At 63.7% G+C, this 14,309-nt stretch carries 13 protein-coding genes and 1 pseudogene; 10 read left to right on the top strand and 4 right to left on the bottom strand.

The annotated features are described in order from the left end of the window. Position 1 precedes the first annotated feature (1 nt). The 5 genes and pseudogenes from BVC93_RS27455 to BVC93_RS27435 all read left to right on the top strand — a co-directional run bounded on the left by BVC93_RS27455 (position 2) and on the right by BVC93_RS27435 (position 4,037). On the top strand, positions 2-781 hold the full coding sequence (locus BVC93_RS27455) for a DUF427 domain-containing protein (protein ID WP_083740166.1): 780 nt from the start codon (positions 2-4) through the stop codon (positions 779-781). Between the two features lie 45 nt (positions 782-826). Further along, a complete protein-coding gene (locus tag BVC93_RS27450) occupies positions 827-1,795 on the top strand; it encodes a hypothetical protein (RefSeq protein WP_083741404.1) in 969 nt (322 codons plus the stop codon). A 133-nt stretch (positions 1,796-1,928) separates the two neighbouring features. After that, positions 1,929-2,675, top strand: a pseudogene (locus BVC93_RS34580) (hypothetical protein); the annotation flags it as partial. A 92-nt stretch (positions 2,676-2,767) separates the two neighbouring features. Beyond that, positions 2,768-3,079 carry a diguanylate cyclase domain-containing protein gene (locus tag BVC93_RS34850; RefSeq protein WP_442928984.1) on the top strand — a complete coding sequence of 104 codons (312 nt, stop codon included), beginning with the start codon at positions 2,768-2,770 and terminating at the stop codon, positions 3,077-3,079. A 106-nt stretch (positions 3,080-3,185) separates the two neighbouring features. After that, entirely contained in the window at positions 3,186-4,037 is an 852-nt protein-coding gene (locus tag BVC93_RS27435; RefSeq protein ID WP_083741403.1) for a helix-turn-helix domain-containing protein, read from the top strand. Here BVC93_RS27435 and BVC93_RS27430 read toward each other — a convergent pair. Together BVC93_RS27430 and BVC93_RS27425 are read right to left on the bottom strand one after the other, a co-directional pair. Next, positions 4,012-4,920: an aldo/keto reductase gene (locus tag BVC93_RS27430; protein WP_083740163.1), complete on the bottom strand. Its 909-nt coding sequence runs from the start codon at positions 4,918-4,920 to the stop codon at positions 4,012-4,014. The two genes, BVC93_RS27435 and BVC93_RS27430, sit on opposite strands and share 26 nt — an antisense overlap. Before the next feature lie 162 nt (positions 4,921-5,082). Then, complete coding sequence (locus BVC93_RS27425) at positions 5,083-5,991, bottom strand: alpha/beta fold hydrolase (RefSeq protein WP_083740162.1); 909 nt, start codon at positions 5,989-5,991, stop codon at positions 5,083-5,085. 225 nt (positions 5,992-6,216) lie between these two features. On the opposite strand from BVC93_RS27425, the gene BVC93_RS27420 reads away from it, so the two are divergent. Together BVC93_RS27420 and BVC93_RS27415 are read left to right on the top strand one after the other, a co-directional pair. Next, positions 6,217-7,623: an IS1380 family transposase gene (locus BVC93_RS27420; protein ID WP_083740161.1), complete on the top strand. Its 1,407-nt coding sequence runs from the start codon at positions 6,217-6,219 to the stop codon at positions 7,621-7,623. A 322-nt stretch (positions 7,624-7,945) separates the two neighbouring features. Continuing rightward, positions 7,946-10,117 (top strand): arylsulfatase, encoded by a 2,172-nt coding sequence (locus BVC93_RS27415; RefSeq protein WP_083741402.1) that lies wholly within the window; start codon positions 7,946-7,948, stop codon positions 10,115-10,117. A 10-nt stretch (positions 10,118-10,127) separates the two neighbouring features. Here BVC93_RS27415 and BVC93_RS33310 read toward each other — a convergent pair whose 3' ends face one another. Both BVC93_RS33310 and BVC93_RS27410 read right to left on the bottom strand, forming a co-directional pair. After that, complete coding sequence (locus BVC93_RS33310) at positions 10,128-10,397, bottom strand: hypothetical protein (protein WP_157517104.1); 270 nt, start codon at positions 10,395-10,397, stop codon at positions 10,128-10,130. After that, on the bottom strand, positions 10,379-10,831 hold the full coding sequence (locus BVC93_RS27410; protein ID WP_157517103.1) for a TetR/AcrR family transcriptional regulator: 453 nt from the start codon (positions 10,829-10,831) through the stop codon (positions 10,379-10,381). Before BVC93_RS27410 ends, BVC93_RS33310 begins: the two co-directional genes overlap by 19 nt. 80 nt (positions 10,832-10,911) lie before the next feature. On the opposite strand from BVC93_RS27410, the gene BVC93_RS27405 reads away from it, so the two are divergent. From BVC93_RS27405 to BVC93_RS27395, 3 genes are all read left to right on the top strand, one after another. Further along, entirely contained in the window at positions 10,912-11,556 is a 645-nt protein-coding gene (locus tag BVC93_RS27405; protein WP_192860120.1) for a GAP family protein, read from the top strand. A 159-nt stretch (positions 11,557-11,715) separates the two neighbouring features. Continuing rightward, complete coding sequence (locus BVC93_RS27400) at positions 11,716-12,486, top strand: alpha/beta hydrolase (RefSeq protein ID WP_192860119.1); 771 nt, start codon at positions 11,716-11,718, stop codon at positions 12,484-12,486. A 207-nt stretch (positions 12,487-12,693) separates the two neighbouring features. Then, positions 12,694-14,304, top strand: coding sequence for an amidohydrolase family protein (locus tag BVC93_RS27395; RefSeq protein WP_083740157.1), 1,611 nt, complete (start codon positions 12,694-12,696; stop codon positions 14,302-14,304). The last annotated feature ends 5 nt before the right edge of the window (positions 14,305-14,309 follow it).

The following is a 14,309-nucleotide window of genomic DNA, read 5'->3' as shown; positions in this document are numbered from 1 at the left end:
CATGGAACCCATCACTGAAGTCCGTGACTACCCGTTGGTGCCGGTCGGTCGCGGACACATCGAACCGGTGCCGCGGCGAGTACGCGGATTCGTCGCCGGGCAGGTCGTATTCGACACCACCAACGCAAAGTATCTGTGGGAGAACGCGTTTTATCCCACCTACTACGTGCCGATCGTCGATGTCCGCCGGGAACTGTTGATCGACGAGGACCATCAACAGAATGTCCAGTTCGGCCCGTCGCGGTTGTACTCGCTGAGCGCCGGTGGGCGAATCCAGCCCTCGGTGGTGCGAATGTTCGATGCCGACGGCGGCGGGCCGGCCGCCGGGTTGGCGAGCTTCGAATGGGACGCCATTGAGTGGTACGAGGAGGACGAGCCGATCGTCGGGCATCCCCGCAACCCGTATGTGCGCATCGACGCGCTGCGCTCGCACCGGCACGTCACGGTGGCGCTGGACAGCGTGCTGCTCGCCGAAACGCACTGCCCGGTGTTGCTTTTCGAGACGGGACTGCCGACGCGTTACTATATCGACCGCTCTGACCTGGTGATGGAACATCTGCAGCCCAGTGATAGCACCTCGTTGTGTCCGTACAAGGGCGTGACCACACAGTACTGGTCAGCACAGACGCCGGCCGGGGTGCAGCCAGACGTCGCCTGGGCGTATGACTACCCGTTGCCGGAGGTGGCCCCTATCGCCAGGATGGTGGGGTTCTTCAACGAGAAGCTCGACATCACCGTCGACGGCGTCGCACTTGCGCGCCCGCGCACACACTTCGCCTGAGCCTGAAGGGCAAACGCCAGGCGCCCCAACAGAAAAGGAATGCCGATGACGACGGGACGCCGCGTCGGTGTGTATTACTCGTGGGACCGGCTACAGGAGATCACATCGCCGCTAAGGGTCATTGAGAACCGCTTTCCAGCCTTGTTCGAAACCAGACGGATGCTCTACCCGGCCCATACCGACCTGGCCGATGACCAGCGCTACGACCAAGGGATATCCGGATTTCTCGACCACATCCTGCGCCGCAACTTCGACAGGTTCTGCGAGACGGCGCGAGCAGCGAGCGGGAGCCCGGTGATCGAGACCGAGCGGGTCAGCGACGACGGGACGTTCGTTGCGATAGACGACGATTTCGTCACCGGCCTGGACACCCTGATCGTGATCAGCTTCGATTCGAGGCGCACTGCCCAGAACGTTCAACAAGGTGAGCTGAGTAGTCTGCGTCGCTTCCTCGACGTGCCCGGCAATCTGCTCGTCGTGGCACCGCACCATGACATCGGCGACGTGCCCGAAGTCGAATTCCGCCATCACGGCGATAAGACCATCCCACCGGAGCAGCGCTTCGGTGGATTCGCGCGATCCGTCCTCGCGGGGCTCGATGTCCCGGTGCAGAACCGCTTCGGTCTGCGTCCGGCACAGACCACTACCGGGTCACCCGAACCGATCATCACCGAGACTGCCCTGGACCGACTCGGTCTGCTCGACGGCGTGCAGACCTTCAACCTCCACCCGCACCTTCCGCACCTAGAACGCGTCGAACAGGCGGTCGGCAAACTCGAGGTGCTGGCCAGACAGCGAATCGACCGGCAGGCACCACCGCATCCGTTCACTGAGCACGGACAGTGGACGTTTGATGCGCTTCTGCAATCGCGTCCCGGGGTCTTCGCCGGCGACCTGATCGTGGGCGACGCCACCTTGTTCAGTTCGACAGCGGGCGGCATGGACAGTCTCCAACGACTGTGGGCAAATCTGCTTGGCCGCCCCTATTTGCCTCGCCGGTCTGAACCGGGATAGTTGCTTGTACGCGCATCGAAGCGTGCCGCTAGTGGTCAAGGCCGGGTCTGGTTGGCCAGCTCAGCGTGCGGAGAAGTGCGCTCCGACTGCGTGTCTAGACCGCCGCCGAACGCTGACAAACCTGGAAGCGACGATGCCGAGGGGTGTAGGAAGGATGGGAATGCTGTCGATCCCCCGACCACACCGTTTTCGCCACCGTGGTGCGCCAAGGCGATCACAGTGGGGGCGCCACGAGTACGCCTCCCTCACCGAGGCGCTGCGCGCATCCGGCTACCTGGGAGTGCTCAAGACGGCGATCGGTGTGATGTGCCTGTCCATGCTGGCGCTTGCCATTCTGGTGCAATTTCATCCACTGGGGCCACCCACCCCGCACTTGCGGGTGTTGCACGCCGTCGTCGCCGCCACGGCACTCGTGGTCGGTCCGTTGTGGATCTTCGGGCCGTGGCCAAGCCATCGCAGTGCGTTGGGATTCGTTGCCTGGGCGGACGTCAGTATCGCGGTCTGCGGCATCGTGTTGGCAGGACCTGCCGCCCAGATCAACACCACGATTCACATGGGACTGGTCGGGGTGTTCGCGGCATTCTTGCTGGGCTGGCGAGTGCTGGCCGTCCACTGCGCCTTCGCGTCTGCGGTGATCTTCGGGATGACTGCGGCTGCGATCCTCAACGGGCGCGGCACGCTGCTCGACCTGTTCATCTACTACAGCCCGGCCCTGACGACGGTCATTCTGCTGCCCGTCATCCTTCAAGCCGTCATCGAAGCCGCCAGACGAACCATCCGACGCACCGCGCGCGAAGCCATCCGCGACCCGCTGACCGGATTGCTCAATAGGCGCGGCATGCACAACACCGTCCGCTCAACGCTCGACACACAGGTTTCGTCGGAACTGATGGTTGTGGCCGTCATCGATCTCGACCGATTCAAGCAACTCAACTCAACGACACCGAGGGGCACACAGCCGGTGACGCCGCGTTGCTCGAAACTGCCCGCAATCTACGCTCGATCGTCCGCGAGAGGCGCGATCTGGTCGCACGTACCGGCGGAGACGAATTCGTCGTCGTTGCCAACCTCGACAGCAGCAGCGGCCTACCCGGTTTCCTCCAGCGCTGTGCTCGCCTGCACGCCACCCCGACGCCTATCGGAATAAGTATCGGGATCGCCTGGGCGGCAATCGATGACGAGAACTTCGACTTCGACGTTCTGCTACGCCGCGCAGACAGCGCGATGTACAAAGCCAAGCGCCAGGGTGGAGCACGCTCGGTCCTCGATGACACCCCGCGGTGATACAACCTCTGAAACTCCGAACGCCCGCAGTGCGCCGACCGACATGGCGGGCCATGCATCGGACGAAAGTGCCAGTGAGCAGGGCGCGGCCTTGCCAGCTGAGTGGATGTCCGTTATGGATAGGGTCATGGCAGATCGATCGGCAGAGCTCAGCTCGTTTTTACGGGCAAGGCGTGAAGCAGTGACGCCACAGGACGTCGGCCTTGTACCCGGCGACGGTCGGCGGGTTCGGGGGCTTCGTCGAGAAGAGCTGGCTCTGCTTGCCGGATTGAGCACCGACTACTACCGACGGCTCGAACAGGGCCGAGAGCACCGACCGTCGCTACAGGTGCTTCGTGCGCTCGCACGCGCGCTACGGCTCGATACGCACGCAACTGCCTACCTCATCTCGCTTGTCCATCCCCTCCCCCTCCCGATGCCGGCTCGCGCCACCATGGTCTCGGCGGGGGTCCAGCTTCTCCTCGATTCCGGCTTGCGTGTACCGGCCATCGTCGTCGATGTCGGTCTCAATATCCTTGCGATCAACTCGGCTGGTCGTGCGATGTACAGCGGCTTCGGCGACACTGACAACCTTGCCCGCATGGTGTTCCTCGACCCGGCCGCCCGAGATTTCTACACAGATTGGCACCAGGTGGCCACTCAGGTCGTCGGCAACCTCCGGTCAGGCTTGACGCGATTCCCGAATGACGACCGCGTTGCCGAGGTGGTCGATGAGATCTCCGCACGCAGTTCAGTTTTCGCCGAACTGTGGGCCACCCACGACGTACGTCCACGCTCCAGTGAGGACAAAGTGTTCCACCATCCGCGAGTGGGCGAGTTACGCCTTCATTTCGAGGCGCTCGAGGTGGCGGGCGCGCCTGACCAGCGGTTGTTTGTGTACTGTCCGCTCGAGAACGCGTCGTCTCCGGACGCTGTCGCGTTGCTGAAAGCGCTTACGCCGGTGACGCCGTCGGCGTAGCCGCGCTGAGTAGGTCGATTTGTTCTGGTGTCAGTTGCACGTCAGCGGCAGCCATGTTCTCTTCCAGATGGGCCCGCCGCGATGTGCCGGGGATGGGAAGCATCGCCGGTGAGAGATGCAACAGCCAGGCGATTGCCACCTGGCCCACAGTGCACTGGTGAGCCAGGGCGATGTCGGAGAGTGCCTGGTGGGCCGCGGCGAGCCCACCCTGCGCCACCGGCGCCCAGGGAATGAACGCCAGCCCATCGCGCTCGCACACCTCCAACATGTCGTTGGCGCTCCGGTCCATGACGTTGAACCGGCTTTGGACACTGACGATCTCGGCGATCTGCCGCGCCTCGTCGAGCTGGGCGACGGTGCATTGCGACATGCCGATCTCGCGGATCTTGCCCTCATCCTGGAGCGCCTTGAGCTCACCAATCTGATCTGCCAATGGCACTTTCGGATCCACCCGGTGCAGCTGTAACAGATCGATCTGATCCACCCCCAAGCGGCGCATGCTCATCAATACCTGCTGCCGCAGGTATTCGGGTCGTCCGACCGGTGGCCACGCCGCAGGGCCGAGCCGTTTGGGTCCGGCGTCAGTGTCGATGACATCAGGTCCGTTTCGGGTCAAGCCCGCCTTGGTCGCGATGATGACGTCCTCAGGGTATGGATGCAGCGCCTCACGCAAGATCTGTTCGGCGACGTGCGGGCCGTAGGAGTCGGCGGTGTCGATGAACTGCACTCCGAGCTCGACCGCTCGACGGGCCACGGCGATACACTCGTCGCGGTCTTGGGGATCACCCCAGATTCCGCGGCCGGTGAACCTCATCGAGCCGAATCCCAAGCGCGACACTTTCTTTCCGGCAAGACTGATTGTCTGCGGGTTCATGTTCGCCATGACGATTACCTCCACTTCACTGCGTATCCACTGGGTATGGGCCCTTGTACTTCCGGGGCGACCAGTGCCTCCGCTACCACGGTAGGTGCCATCCGGTGGGCGTTCGGGGGTGGTGATACACCCCCTCACTTCGGGAATAAACCGGTGCCGCCGCGTCGGCGTCTATTCAGTCCTGCTCCGAGCGGCTGCGTCGAACTCGCAGAACATCCTGGTGAAATACTCCGGCTGCTCCTCGGCCACCCAATGGCCGCAGTCCGGGACAAGGTGATCGGTCACCGAGTCTGCGACCTCTTCACACATAGCCCGGAAACGTCCGGCAAGAGGATTGGAAGCGCCGCCCGAAGCCAACACCGGGATGGTGAGCTTTCCCTGTTGCTGCAGCGCGGTGCGGTTGTCGTGGGCGTCGCGGTCGAGTTCCCGGTAGATCTCACACATCGCCCGCATGGCTCCGGGAGCCTCGTATGCGCGGGCGTAAACGTCGAGGTCGGCATTGGAGATCGCATCCGGTTGGTAGGCCAGATCGTCGAAGAATCGGTTGATGTACCAACGTTCGCGGCCATGGGTGAGGTAGACCGCGATGTCTGGATTGGCATGAAAGGAGAACTGCCACGCCGATTTCTGAGCCATGCGCCAGTCGTAATAGGCCGTGCCCGGCAGTGGAGCTTCCATGAACGTGGCGCTCACGACATCATCGCGGTAGCGCAGCGCGAAACTCAGAGCCAGGGTCGACCCAAGATCGTGCCCGACAAGCGAGATGGACTCCCCTACCCCCAGCACGTCGCGCACCAGACTGTGGATATCAGCAGCCATGGTCCATTTGTCGTAACCGTCACGAGGTTTGTCCGAGGCGCCGGCACCGCGATAGTCAGGCATGATCACCCGATAGCCCGCGGTCGCCAGCGGCATCATGACCTTGCGCCACTCGTAGCGCGTTTGCGGCGCGCCGTGAAGAAGCACGACCGTCATCGTCGGTTCAGCTGGACTGACGACCGTGTAGCCGATACGAACCGACTCATCCGCATCAACCCACGCTCGGCCGTGGTGGACGTCGACATCGCGTGCTGTGATCATGTTCTCTCGCCTCTTCTGTCTGCATGCTCGTCGCCAGTGTCACCCCATCGTCCCCGCGAACGGGGGGAACAGGTCGGCCCCCCGGCACATCCGAATCGCCGCTAAGCCTCGATCCACCGATGAATTGGCTGGTCATGGGGTGTCGGAATGAGGAAAGTGCCCTCTGAACTGGAATGATTGGTGTTCTCTACGCAACAATCATGTCCGGCAAGAAAGGCACTTCCGGTGCAAGTCTCGCACAATTTCTTGGCCGCGTCGGCGCTGTTCGATGATGAGCATCTCGTGTCGTGTGCCGGGTTGGTACCGGTGATGACGCTGGCCAGCCAGACCGGGCTGTCTGACCTGCTGGGCAACAAGATTCGCATCGCGGCACCGCGGATCAAGTCCGGGTCAGCCAATCCGTCGCCGAAGCTGACCACCCTGATCGCCGCGATGTGTGCCGGCGCTGACTGCATCGATGACCTCGACATCGTGCGTGCCGGCGGGATGAAAACCCTCTTCGGCGGCGTGTACGCCCCATCGACGGTCGGAACCTTGCTGCGTGAGTTCACCTTCGGGCACGCCCGCCAACTCGAGTCCGTCCTACGGGAGCATCTGGGCAGCTTGTGTCAGCGCGTCGAGGTGTTGCCCGGCGCCAACGAGCGGGCGTTCATCGATATCGATTCACTGCTGCGCCCAGTCTATGGCCACGCCAAACAAGGCGCCTCCTACGGACACACCAAGATCGCCGGGAAACAGATCCTGCGCAAAGGCCTGTCCCCGTTGATCACCACCATCAGCACCGATCACAGCGCCCCGGTGATCGCCGGAGCCAGGTTGCGGGCAGGCAAGACCAACTCCGGCAAAGGCGCGGCCCGGATGATCGCCCAAGCGGTCGCCACCGCCCGTGCCGCCGGAGTCACCGGACAGGTCCTGGTGCGCGGCGACTCTGCCTACGGCAACAGCACCGTCGTGGCCGCCTGCCGTCGCGCCGGTGCCCAGTTCTCGCTGGTACTCACCAAGTCGGCCACCGTCGCCGCAGCCATTGACTCCATCAGCGACCACGACTGGATCCCGGTCAAGTATCCCGGCGCGGTGCGTGACCCCGACACCGGCGGATGGATCTCGGACGCCGAAGTCGCTGAAACCACCTACACCGCCTTCAGTTCCACCAACCGGCCCGTCACCGCGCGGTTGATCGTGCGGCGCGTCAAAGACGCCCGATTCCCCGACGCACTGTTCCCGGTATGGCGGTATCACCCGTTCTTCACCGATACCGACGAACCGGCCGACGCTGCCGACATCACCCACCGCCGCCACGCGATCATCGAAACCGTCTTCGCCGACCTCATCGACGGACCCCTGGCCCACATGCCCTCAGGCCAGTTCGGGGCGAACTCGGCCTGGATCCTGTGCGCCGCGATCTCCCACAATCTGCTGCGCGCCGCTGGCGTCCTGGCCGGCGGCGCCACCAACGCCGTCGCCAGAGGGGCCACGTTGCGACGACGCATCGTCAACATCCCGGCCCGGCTGGCCCGACCCCAACGACGACCGATCCTGCACCTTCCCAGCCACTGGCCCTGGACACAACACTGGCTCACATTGTGGCGCAACACCATCGGACACAGCCCACCGCTACCAGCAACACCCTGACCACCCCGCCGAACAGGCCCTACCGGAGCACACAGGAAAAGCTGGGCAGACCAGCAGCTACCCGCTGCCAGCACAACGACCGACCGGCGCCATCACCTCAGAACCACATCCATCAGGTCAGTCCACGGATCGAGGCTAAGGCCACGCGTCGATCCGGCGGCGCCACCTGAGCGCCCCGATCTCGAGGTCTCGGCACGGGTTTGTGTGCGGACAGTGGCAGTGTGTTAATAATGAGGAAGCATTAATATTGATTTCTCTCGAGCCGAGGAGCGCCAATGGGCACCTGTGATGTGGAAGCGCATCCCGCAGCCCGAATGTGGTGATGATCGTGCTGGACGACCTCGGCTACGCCCAGTTGGGCTGCTACGGGTCAGACATCCAGACACCAGCCATCGATCGCCTTGCCCGTAACGGACTCAGATACAACCGCTTTCACGTCACCGGCCTGTGCTCGCCGACACGAGCTGCATTGCTCACCGGTCGAAACCACCACTCGGTGGGCATGGGCTTCCTGGCCGATATCCCGACTGCCCACCCGGGTTACACCGGCAAGATTCCCACCTCAGTGCCGACGCTGCCACGCTTACTGCGAGATTCCGGCTGGAGCACGATGGCCGTCGGTAAATGGCATCTCGCGCCGCGCGGTGAACGGACGAGTGCTGGTCCGTTCACTCGCTGGCCATTAGGGCTGGGGTTCGAGCGCTACTACGGCTTTCTGCTCGGCGACGCCAATCACTGGGACCCGCAGTTGGTACGCGACAACACGTATCTGGACGGACCTGATGTGCGCCCAGCCGGCTACCACTTGACCGAGGACCTCACCGATGAGGCGATCAGGATGGTGGTCAGCCAACAGCAGTCAGCACCTGGCAAGCCGTTCTTCCTCTACTTTGCCACCGGGGCCATGCACTCACCCCACCACGTGCACAGGAGCTGGGCCGACGCCTACGCGGGTCAGTTCGACATCGGTTGGGACGCTTGGCGAGACGCGGTGTTTGCACGCCAACTTGCCGAGGGTGTGGTGCCCGCAGGCACCACGATCACCGAGCGACCTGATTGGGTTCCGGCCTGGGCCACCCTGACGGCAGACGAACGGGCCGTGTACGCGCGAATGCACGAGGTGTACGCGGGCTTTCTGAGCCATACCGACAGCCAGATCGATCGATTGATCCGCACCCTGGAGGAACTCGACGTCCTCGACAACACGCTTGTCCTGGTCATGTCTGACAACGGTGCCAGTGCAGAAGGGGGCGTCGCGGGAACCAGTAACGAACACCGCTTCACTCATCGGGTGCCAGAGTTGTTGACCGACAACCTCGATCGCCTGCCGGACTGGGGTGGCACGGCGGGGTACCCGCACTATGCGTGGGGCTGGGCATGGGCCGGCAATACTCCTTTCCGCCTGTGGAAGAGGTACGCCTGGTTGGGCGGCACCCGCGTACCGTTGATCGTGCACTGGCCGCGCGGTATCGACGACGGAGGCGCTGTGCGTTCACAGTTTGCGCACGCCATCGACGTCATGCCAACAGTGTTGGAAGCCTGCGGGGTTCGGCAGCAGTCGCCCTCTGCTGAAGCCGCCGGCAGCGCCGTTCACGGAGCCAGCTTGTTGCCGACATTCAACGACGCCGCGGCGCCTGCACCCCGGTCCACTCAATACTTCGAAGTCGTGGGTTCTCGATCTATCATCGCCGACGGCTGGAAAGCCACGACGGATCACGTGGCCCAAGGCGTGATGGACGAGGAAGCGCTGCTTGTTGGTAGCCGGGACTTCGCCGCTGATCGATGGTCGCTGTTTCGGGCCGACGACTTCTCCGAAGCGCACGACGTGTCGGCGAATCACCCCGACGTGGTGGCGCGAATGACCGAGCTGTGGGCAGCCGAAGCCGCCCGCTACAACGTGCTCCCGCTGACCGATTCGCTGGTGGCACGAGCGGCGGAGATGGTGTGGCCCCATTTCCCGCCCGGGCAGCGCGTGGTGTTGCGGCCTTCGGGTGGGCCGGTTGCCGATGAGGCCCTGCCCTTGCTGTACAGCCGGTTGGTCGCAGACGTCGACGTCGCGGCTGAGGGTGCCAACGGTGTGTTGTTTGCCATCGGCAACTGGACCGGAGGGCTGGCGGCATTCGTGATCGATGCCAGACTGCACATTGCCGTCGCAGCCCCGGGCGGCAACATCCGGGTGCGAGCAGATTGCCTGCTGACGGAAGGCCGCCACAGCGCAGGCTGTCGGTTACACCGCCTCGGCGGCGGGACCCGAGTGGAAGCGGTGATCGACAACATGGTTGTCGGCTCTGCGGTGGCACCGGTGACGCTGCCCCATGTTTGGCAGCATGGCGGGACATCGTTGCTCTTGGGTCGAGACCGCGGGTTGCCGGTGTGCGACGACTATCGACCACCGTTCGCGTGGAACGGTGGGTTGCATTCGGTGACAGTGGAATCCGACCTGCAGGTGCTACCCGGTCGGGACCTACTCGAGGCTGCGCTCAAGTCCGACTGAGTTGACCGCGTCACGGGCGCAGTGCCTCCAGGGTTTCCGCAGAGGTCGGCGCGTGAATGACCGCAGTCAGCGAATCGATGAGGTCGGATACGAACATCGCCGTGGGCGGCGCGTTGGTTGCGGTTGCTCGTTGCCGCTGGTGGTCGGCCACCGCGTTCAGGCAACTCGTGTAGACAAAACGAAGCCTGGCCGTGGCGACGGCTTCAGGGAGATGTGAAAGATGCTCCCAAATAAGCTGATTGAGTTTCTGGCCGTGCCCGGTCAACGACGGGTCGGCCAAAATCCATGCGTGCCCGCCTGGTTCGCCATATCCGTGAAACAGCAAGTGAGCCACCAGTTCGACGTGTCGCTCCCCCGCTCGGCGCTACTCACCTGTGGGAGTATCAAGGCTGCAAGGAGGCGTCTGAGCTCGGCTGGGTGATCGCCCGACACCGCCTGCTCGAGTAACCGTCCCCGGTCTTCATCGATTCGTACCAGACGATCTTCGAGTATGGCCTTGATCAGGTCATCTTTGGAACCGAAGTGGTAGTTCACCACCGCGGCGTTGCTTTGTCCGGCGGCGAGTCTGATTTCGTTGAGACTCACAGCTGCGATCCCACGGTCGGCGAACATCGCCTCCGCGACGGCGATGAGCTTCAGACGCGTCGCTTCTCCGCTGCTGTTGCGTCCGCGTTTGCGCGCCTCTTCCCGAGTGCGGTCTGACTGCGAGGGCATTGCCTGATGGTACGCATTTCCCGAAGGCAGGATATAATGAGTCTTCATTAGTTCGTCGGGCGACAAGAAGGTTTGGTTGCGTGATTCAGGTAGAGCTGGCGTCCTTGGCACTCGTCATCGCGGTGTCACCGGCCTCGGTGGTTCCAGCGATCCTGATGCTGCACACCCCCCGCCCCCTGGCGGCTGGATGGGCGTACGCCGCCGGCTGGACGCTCTCCGTGGCAGCCACAACCTGGCTTTTTGTCGGCATCGCCGGGCGATTGCCTGATGCCGGCGGTCCACCGCCAGAATGGATCCGGCCCGCAACGATGGTGCTGGCCGTGTTCCTGATCCTCGCCGGCCTCGCCACCTGGATGCGCAGAGGACGCAGCGAACGTGCACCGGTATGGCTGCGGGCGCTGGACTCCGTCACCGCGTGGCGGGCACTGGCGGCCGCGCCGGTTCTGGCAGCCGTGAATCCCAAAGTGCTCTCCGCCTGTGCTGCAGCAGGTTTCAGCATCGCGGCCACCGCGCATACCAGCCTGGCCCAGTGGGGTGATGTCACCGTCTTCGCGCTGCTCGCCAGTGCGACAGTGATACTGCCGGTGCTGGGCTATGCCATCTGGCGCGAGCGCATGAGCGAACCCCTACGGCGGCTCAAAGTCGCGCTGGAGCGCCACAATGCCGCCATCCTGGCGGTGGTTCTCTGTGCCGTGGGGGTGATGTTGTTGGTTCAAGCAGCGTGATGCCCATACCACCGATGATGTGAAGGAAAGCTCATGCCGGTAACCAATTCTCACCGTCCGAGTCGACGGCTGCTCACCCTCCAAAAGCTCATGCTGTTGGCGACCCCACGGTCTGGCGGTGTTCAAGACGTGGGAAAGACGCGCAGGATCACCCGATTGATGGAATCGCGACAGCGACGGGCACGCGGAGTCCAGGAGTCCACCGACAAGGTGGCCGGGGTGCCCGTTCGATGGTTCCGCCCGGACCGGGCGGGCGCGGGCCTCATCTTCCACGTACACGGCGGGGCCTTCGTCGCCGGCAGTTCCTTGGCGGCCCGTGCCCACAGCAGGCTGGCCAGTCGCCACGGCGCGGAATTGGTGAGTGTCGACTACCGACTTGCGCCAGAACATCCGTTCCCCGCGGCCCTGGATGATGTGTGGACGGTCTACTCGGAGGTTGCGCGCGACCGGCCTACCGTCATCGTCGGGGAATCCGCGGGAGGTGGTCTGGCCATGTCGCTGGTACGACGAGTGCTGGACCGGGGTGGTCACCCACCGAAAGGTCTCGTGACCATGTTTCCCTGGGCAGACCTGTCCAACAGCTCCGAGAGCTTCGAGCGGAATGAACATCGAGATCTGCTCTCCCGCGGTGGCCTTTCACGTAGCGCAGTGGCCTATGCCGGCGACTGCGATGTGAGGATGCCGCTGGTGTCGCCACTCTACGGCTCATTCGCCGACTTTCCCCCCACGCTGATCGTCGTCGGTACCCATGACTGTCTCCTCGACGACTCCCGCACCGTCGCTACCCGCATGCGTGCCGCCGGTGTGGACGCCACACTTGTCGAAATAGCCGGTGGATTCCATGGTTTCATCCTGTTGCCTGCACCGGAATCGAAGGAAGCCAGGCGGCACATATCGTCCTTCGTAGGCTCAGCCCTGGGCGGTCGATGATCGACACGCTGAGAGGACGGCTGAACCGGTGCGCATGGACGCCTCGCCGCGGTCGGCGGGATCGAGATCGCACTTGTACGGGCGACGTAGCATTGGACGCTCAGCATAGGAGTTGATAGCGTGCTCGATATCTGCTGCAGCCCGGCCCGGTGGCCGGGAGGTGACAGAAGGAGTACCGACCACCAGATCTGTGAGTGAGGTGCGCCCATGGACAAACACGGAGCGAGTGTTGAACCCGCTGCCGAAGAGGCGCCGCGATCCCGCGGTTCGGTGACGCGACGCATGATCTTGCGTCGCGCCGGCATCGGGGTTGCAGGACTGACGGCACTCGGTGGCGCAGCGGTTGTCGGACATTCGCTGGGTAAGCAGCCACCTCGGCGCCCCGTCACGGTAGCTATGGCGGCCCCTCTGCGGATCGATCACGTGACCGTTGTCGACCCGCGGGACGGAAGCCGGCGGCTCGACGTCTCCATCCGCGTGCGCGATGGGTCCATCACCTCCGTTGTCCCCTCTGGCGGTGTCGAAGCGGACAACGGAGGCGAGTGGGCTGTGGACGGTGGTGGCCGGTTCGTCGTACCGGGATACAACAACATGCACACCCACGTACTACAGGATCACGACCCCGAATTCTTTCTGGCCACAATGCTTGCCGACGGCACAACAGGTATGCGCCAGATGGCCGGAAGTGACGATCTGCTCGACAGTCACGCACCGCGGCGGCAGGAGCTGACCAGCTACGCGCCGGCCTTGCTGGCCATGCCTGGGGCACTGTTGATGCCGTTCAATGCTGGCAGCGTCGAGGACGTCGAACACCTGATCGCCGAACAGAAGCGGCGGGGTGCTGATTTCATCAAGGTCGTCGACGTCCATCGTGACGTGTTCTTCGCCGCCGTCAACGCTGCACATGACAACGGGATGCGCATCGCGGGACATCTTCCCCCGTCGGTGACACCCACGGAGGCGGCCAGGGCAGGTATGGACTGCATCGAGCACCTCGGCACCGGCGGCAATGTGTGGTTCGAGACGTCGGCCGACGGTGCTGCCCTACGTATCAAGGCCGACGAGGCCGGCACAGGGCGCATCCCGGGATGGCTCAGCCGGTTGCCGTTCGCTGAACAACTTTTTTCCACCGACTTCATCCAACAACGCACCAAGAAGATGCTCCTCAACCCTGCATTGCTGGATTCAGCACAGGCAGTCTCGCTGCTGCAGCGAGCGCTCGACTCCTTCGACGAGGTGGCCGCTCAGCACCTCGCCAGCGTCTTTGTGCGCCACAAGACCTGGCACACACCAACTCTGGTCCGACTGCGCACCCAGTATCGAGCAGACGACCCGGAATACGCCGACCACCCATGGCTTTCGCTGCTCGACGACCAGGACCGTCGCGACTTTGACGAGACACGTCGCCGATTCCTCGACCTTCCCCCCGACACTCGGGCCACCTACCACGACTGTTATGACATGTCAGTGCGGTTGGTGGGGATACTGCATGCCGCCGGGGTCCCCATCATGGCGGGTACTGACGGCCCGAGCGCATCGCCGGGACAGGACATGGCCTCAGAATTCCGGGAGCTTGCAGCCGCCGGACTGCGACCACTCGATGTGCTTCGGTCGGCGACCACCGTGCCGGCGGCCTACCTCGACCGGACGCGCGATCTGGGAGCGGTCGACGTGGGGTTCAAGGCGGACTTCCTTCTGCTTGACGCTGATCCGCTGATATCCGCTGACAATCTCACACGGATCGCGGCGGTGGTACGCGCCGGTCGTTTCATCGCGCGCGACGAAATTCGATCGGTAGTCGACCAGCTCGCGGGTTGAATCCT

Source organism: Mycobacterium sp. MS1601 (assembly GCF_001984215.1).
Classification (GTDB): domain Bacteria; phylum Actinomycetota; class Actinomycetes; order Mycobacteriales; family Mycobacteriaceae; genus Mycobacterium.
Note: the sequence above shows the minus strand (reverse complement) of the source record. Positions and strands in the feature narration are given on the sequence as shown.

Coding starts and splice junctions, on each gene's coding strand:
- BVC93_RS27455 (WP_083740166.1), top strand. CDS start 2: ATGGAACCCATCACTGAAGTCCGTGACTACCCGTTGGTGCCGGTCGGT.
- BVC93_RS27450 (WP_083741404.1), top strand. CDS start 827: ATGACGACGGGACGCCGCGTCGGTGTGTATTACTCGTGGGACCGGCTA.
- BVC93_RS27435 (WP_083741403.1), top strand. CDS start 3,186: ATGTCCGTTATGGATAGGGTCATGGCAGATCGATCGGCAGAGCTCAGC.
- BVC93_RS27430 (WP_083740163.1), bottom strand. CDS start 4,920: ATGGCGAACATGAACCCGCAGACAATCAGTCTTGCCGGAAAGAAAGTG.
- BVC93_RS27425 (WP_083740162.1), bottom strand. CDS start 5,991: ATGATCACAGCACGCGATGTCGACGTCCACCACGGCCGAGCGTGGGTT.
- BVC93_RS27415 (WP_083741402.1), top strand. CDS start 7,946: ATGATCGTGCTGGACGACCTCGGCTACGCCCAGTTGGGCTGCTACGGG.
- BVC93_RS27410 (WP_157517103.1), bottom strand. CDS start 10,831: ATGCCCTCGCAGTCAGACCGCACTCGGGAAGAGGCGCGCAAACGCGGA.
- BVC93_RS27400 (WP_192860119.1), top strand. CDS start 11,716: ATGGAATCGCGACAGCGACGGGCACGCGGAGTCCAGGAGTCCACCGAC.
- BVC93_RS27395 (WP_083740157.1), top strand. CDS start 12,694: ATGGACAAACACGGAGCGAGTGTTGAACCCGCTGCCGAAGAGGCGCCG.